The organism is Oceanospirillum linum (assembly GCF_001995095.2).
In the GTDB taxonomy this organism is placed as follows: Bacteria; Pseudomonadota; Gammaproteobacteria; order Pseudomonadales; family Halomonadaceae; genus Oceanospirillum; species Oceanospirillum linum.
In genome coordinates, this window is the sequence record NZ_MTSD02000256.1 from 1 (window position 1) to 382 (window position 382).

Genomic DNA, 382 nt, shown 5'->3' on the forward strand with positions numbered 1-382 from the left:
TCATGATGCTGGGCGCAATCGGCCTGGTGTTCTGGATGGCGAACAGCCTCGGTTGGGCTGATACCAACGTTGCCGCGACCTATTCGTTGACGCTTTTATTCCTGCGTACGCCGCTGCTTTCGGCGGTTGGCGCATTGCCGACGCTGCTGACGGCGCAGGTGGCGTTTAACAAGCTGAACAAATTCGCGCTCGCGCCTTTCAAAGCAGAGTTTCCGCGCCCGCAGGCGTTTCCCAACTGGCAAACGCTGGAGCTGCGTAACGTGACGTTTGCTTATCAGGATAACGCGTTTTCCGTTGGTCCGATTAATCTCACCATCAAACGTGGCGAGCTGCTGTTTCTGATTGGCGGCAACGGTAGCGGAAAATCGACGCTGGCGATGTT

The 382-nt window shown here is 56.5% G+C and carries 1 protein-coding gene; it reads left to right on the forward strand.

Translation table 11 applies throughout. The features are described 5' to 3' along the window. On the forward strand, window positions 1-382 hold a 382-nt coding region (locus BTA35_RS17545), incomplete at both ends, for an ATP-binding cassette domain-containing protein (RefSeq protein WP_139363774.1).